The 4,057-nt window shown below is 66.2% G+C and carries 4 protein-coding genes; 2 read left to right on the top strand and 2 right to left on the bottom strand.

Going from position 1 to position 4,057, the window contains the following annotated elements; genetic code table 11:
• Window positions 1–32 precede the first annotated feature (32 nt).
• Both ACIPIA_RS11555 and ACIPIA_RS11550 read right to left on the bottom strand, forming a co-directional pair.
• Window positions 33–887, bottom strand: coding sequence for a prephenate dehydratase (locus ACIPIA_RS11555; RefSeq protein ID WP_400509613.1), 855 nt, complete (start codon window positions 885–887; stop codon window positions 33–35).
• A gap of 77 nt (window positions 888–964) precedes the next feature.
• On the bottom strand, window positions 965–1,699 hold the full coding sequence (locus ACIPIA_RS11550; protein ID WP_400509611.1) for a 3-deoxy-manno-octulosonate cytidylyltransferase: 735 nt from the start codon (window positions 1,697–1,699) through the stop codon (window positions 965–967).
• A gap of 203 nt (window positions 1,700–1,902) precedes the next feature.
• Here ACIPIA_RS11550 and ACIPIA_RS11545 point away from each other — a divergent pair, with 203 nt between their 5' ends.
• Both ACIPIA_RS11545 and ACIPIA_RS11540 read left to right on the top strand, forming a co-directional pair.
• Window positions 1,903–2,442, top strand: coding sequence for a c-type cytochrome (locus ACIPIA_RS11545; protein WP_400509609.1), 540 nt, complete (start codon window positions 1,903–1,905; stop codon window positions 2,440–2,442).
• A 187-nt stretch (window positions 2,443–2,629) separates the two neighbouring features.
• The coding region (locus ACIPIA_RS11540; protein WP_400509607.1) for an extracellular solute-binding protein at window positions 2,630–4,057 on the top strand (1,428 nt) is incomplete at its 3' end.

Genomic DNA, 4,057 nt, shown 5'->3' with positions numbered 1-4,057 from the left:
GAAGCCCGCCCTCTGCCGATGTCGGGGACTGCTTACTCCGCCGGCTCCTCGATGGTGGAGCGGAAGTCGCTGGCGGGATAGACGCCCATGATCTTCATCTCCTTGGAGAAGTAGGAGAGCTCGTCCAGCGCGCGCCGCAGCGCCGGATCGTCCGGATGCCCCTCGACATCGGCATAGAACATCGTCGCCGAGAACAGGCCGTCGACCATGTAGCTTTCCAGCTTGGTCATGTTGATGCCGTTGGTAGCGAAGCCGCCCATCGCCTTGTAGAGGGCAGCCGGGATGTTGCGGACACGGAACATCAGCGTGGTCACGGTCCGGCCCGCGCCCTGCCGGGCATATTCCGGATATTTCGAGAGCACGACGAAGCGCGTGGTGTTGTGCTTCTCGTCCTCGATGTCCTCCATCAGGATGTTGAGGCCGTAGACATCCGCCGCGATGCGCGGAGCGATCGCGGCGCGGGTCACGTCGTCGGCCTCGGCGACCTGCCGCGCGGAGCCCGCCGTATCGGCCGCGACCTCTGCCTTGAGGCCGAGTTTGCGGATGATCTTGCGGCACTGGCCGAGCGCATGGATATGGCTCTGCACCACCTTGACCGTCGCGAGCGTCGCGCCTTCGACGCCCATCAGATGGAAGCGGATCGGCAGGAAGTGCTCACCGATGATATGCAGGCCCGAGCGCGGCAGCAGATGGTGGATATCGGCCACGCGGCCGGCGATCGAGTTGTCGATCGGGATCATTCCGTAGCGCGCCTTGCCGTCGCTGACGGCAGCGAGCGCGTCTTCGAAGGTCGGGCACGGCAGGAGCTCGCAGTCCGGAAACACCTGGAGAGCCGCCTGCGAGGAGAAGGCTCCGGGCTCACCCTGGTAGGACACGACGAAGGACATGGGACTCTCAGGCTCCTCGGCTTCTTGTCTTGACGCCGTTTCATGCGCCAGGCCGCAGCGGCTTGGCCGGAACGGCTTTAGCGGGATTTCAGGATCGCGCGGGCGCGGTCGAGATCGGGGGGCGTGTCGACGCCGCGCGGCACATGGTCGATGACCATGACGTCGATGCGCATGCCGTCTTCGAGGGCGCGCAGCTGCTCGAGCTTCTCGCGCAGCTCCAGCGGCGACTGCGGCAGGCTGACGAAGCGATCGAGCGCCGCGCGGCGGTAAGCGTAGAGACCGACATGGTGATAGAGCGGCCCCTCGCCCGCGGGCGCAGTGGCACGCGTGAAGTATAGCGCTCGCATATGGCCGGGAGCGATCTCGCTCCCGATCAGCTTGACCACGCTCGGCGCAACCTTCTCTTCCTCGTCGGTGATCTCGCCCGCGAGCGTCGCGATATCCACAGCCGGATCGGCGAGAGGCTTCACCGCTGCGGCGATGGCCGAGGGTTCGAGCGTCGGGAAATCGCCCTGCACATTGACGATGATGTCGTAGCGGCGCTCGGGATCGAGGATATCGGCGGCTTCCTTGATGCGGTCCGAACCCGTCTGGTGATCGGCGCTCGTCATCACCGCCTTCCCCCCGGCCGCCTCGATCGCGGCCGCGATTTCCGGTGAGTCCGTCGCCACCGCGACGTCTCCGGCCCCGGATTCCACCGCCCGGCGCCAGACATGCACGATCATCGGCTCGCCGTTGATGTCGGCGAGCGGCTTGCCGGGGAGACGGGTCGCCTGCATGCGGGCGGGGATCAGGATCAGCGGATTCGACATGTTTCCGGGCGGGCTCGGCAGGAAGGCCGCAGGCTGCGGCGGGAGGCGTCAAAAAGTCTCAAAGCGGAGCGTGCTTATACGAGTTGCAATGAAGCGCGCAAAGCGGTTAAGCAACGGCGGAGGCTGGAGGCTTTCAAGACTCCGGCTATGCGCTATCTCGTCTCCCGGGCCTAGGCCGCGGAGGGCACCAAGGTTCGGATACGATGAATATCGAAGCCAACAAGATCGCCGGCGCGGTTCTCTCCACGCTGCTCGTCGTGATGAGCCTCAATATGGCCGCCGGCATCGTCTTCGCACCGAAGAAGCCCGCCGTTCCGGGCTTCGACCTGCCGAGCGAGGAGCCGGCCGCTGCGGGCGGCGCCGCGGCCCCGGCCGCCGAGGAGCCGATCGCGGTCCGCCTCGTCAAGGCCGATCCGGCCAAGGGCGAGAAGGCTGTCGGCGCCTGCAAGGCCTGCCACACCTTCGAGAAGGGCGGCGCGAACAAGGTCGGCCCGCACCTCTTCGACGTCTACGGCCGAAGCGAGGGCTCGGTCGCCGGCTTCGGCTATTCGGCCGCGATGAAGGGCCGGAATGACAAGAACTGGGACGCCGACGCGCTCGACCACTTCCTGAAGAACCCGAAGGCCTATGTGCCGGGCACCGCGATGGCCTTCGCCGGCATCAGCAAGCCCGAGACCCGCGCCGACGTCGTCGCCTATCTCAACACGCTCGCGGATGCGCCCAAGCCGCTGCCGAAGCCCTGATCGACGGCAACTGCGACCATTTGCTTCAGAAAGCCGGGCCCTTGCCCGGCTTTTTGTTTGGTGCCGCCTTGCTCCCGCCTCCGGCTTGCCGGCACAATCCTGGCCCTGCCAAGCCTTGCCGACCATTGCCGTATCCGCCCGCAGGGGCGAGATAGGATGGCGGCGAATCAGACGGAGACGCGAAACGATGGCGATGCGCATCACACGCCGCAGATTGCTGGAAGCCGCAGGTGCCGCGACAGTCGCGGGAAGCCTGCCGGCGCTTTCCAACGCGGCGCTGGCGCAGGACGCCGAATCGCATGGGCTCTCGACCTTCGGCGAGCTCGCCCTGCCGCCGGATTTCCCGCATTTCGGCTATGTGAACCCGAAGGCGCCCAAAGGCGGCATGCTCACCGTCCAGATCAAGCGGGCCGGCGGCAACCAGAGCTTCGACACCTTCAACACGCTGAACACCTTCGTACTCCAGGGCGATGGCGCGGCCGGCATGGATGCCTGCTTCGACAGCCTGATGGCTGGCTCGGGCGACGAGCCGGGCTCGCTCTACGGCCTTCTCGCCAAGAGCGTCGCCGTCGCGCCGGACAAACTGACCTATCGCTTCCGCCTGCGACCCGAGGCTCGCTTCCATGACGGCTCGCGTGTGACCGCCCGTGACGCCGCCTTTTCCATGAACATCCTGAAGGCGAAGGGGCATCCGTCCTACCGGCTGCTGCTCAACGAACTCGTCTCATCGGAAGCCGAGGGCGACGACATCCTCGTGGTCAAGTTCTCGCCGAAGCGCGGGCGCGACCTGCACCTCGTCGTCGCCGGCCTGCCGGTCTTCTCCGAGAAGTACTGGTCGACGCGGGACTTCACCGCCTCGACGCTGGAGCCGCCGCTAGGCTCCGGCGCCTACAAGGTCGGGCGTTTCGAGCAGGGCCGCTTCATCGAGTTCGAGCGCGTGCCGGACTATTGGGGCAAGGACCTGCCGGTGAATATCGGCACCAACAATTTCGACCGGGTACGCTGGGAGTACTTCCGCGACCGGCAGGTCGCCTTCGAGGCCTTCAAGGCCGGCGCCATCACCTTCCAGGAAGAATTCACCTCGCGCATCTGGGCGACGGGCTACGATTTCCCGGCCGTGCACGAGGGCAAGGTCAAGAAGGAAGCCCTGCCGAAGACCGAGCCGGTCGGGTCGCAGGGCTGGATCTACAATACGCGCCGCGAGAAGTTCGCCGACCCCCGCATCCGCGAGGCTCTGGGGCTTGCCTTCGACTTCGAATGGACGCGCAAGACGATCATGTTCGGCTCCTATGAGCGCATGACGTCCTATTTCGAGAACTCGGACTCGAAGGCCGTCGGCAAACCTTCGCCGGAGGAGCTCGCTCTGCTCGAGCCTTGGCGCGGTAAGGTGCCGGAGGACGTCTTCGGCGAACCGTTCCTGCCGCCGGTCTCGGACGGCTCGGGCAGCGACCGCAACCTGCTGCGCAAGGCCGACGAGATGCTGCGCGCCGCCGGGTGCAAGCGCGACGGCAATGTGCTGAAGCTGCCGAACGGCCAGCCCTTCGAGATCGAGTTCCTCGACTCCAGCCCGGCGCTGCAGCCGCATACGCAGCCCTTCCAGGCCAATCTCAAGCGC

The sequence above is a fragment of the Allobosea sp. CER48 genome (assembly GCF_044752385.1).
Classification (GTDB): Bacteria; Pseudomonadota; Alphaproteobacteria; order Rhizobiales; family Beijerinckiaceae; genus Allobosea.
Note: the sequence above shows the minus strand (reverse complement) of the source record. Positions and strands in the feature narration are given on the sequence as shown.

What these genes read in the sequence shown, in the direction of transcription:
- ACIPIA_RS11555 (WP_400509613.1), bottom strand. Translation starts at nt 887, where the DNA reads ATGTCCTTCGTCGTGTCCTACCAGGGTGAGCCCGGAGCCTTCTCCTCG.
- ACIPIA_RS11550 (WP_400509611.1), bottom strand. Translation starts at nt 1,699, where the DNA reads ATGTCGAATCCGCTGATCCTGATCCCCGCCCGCATGCAGGCGACCCGT.
- ACIPIA_RS11545 (WP_400509609.1), top strand. Translation starts at nt 1,903, where the DNA reads ATGAATATCGAAGCCAACAAGATCGCCGGCGCGGTTCTCTCCACGCTG.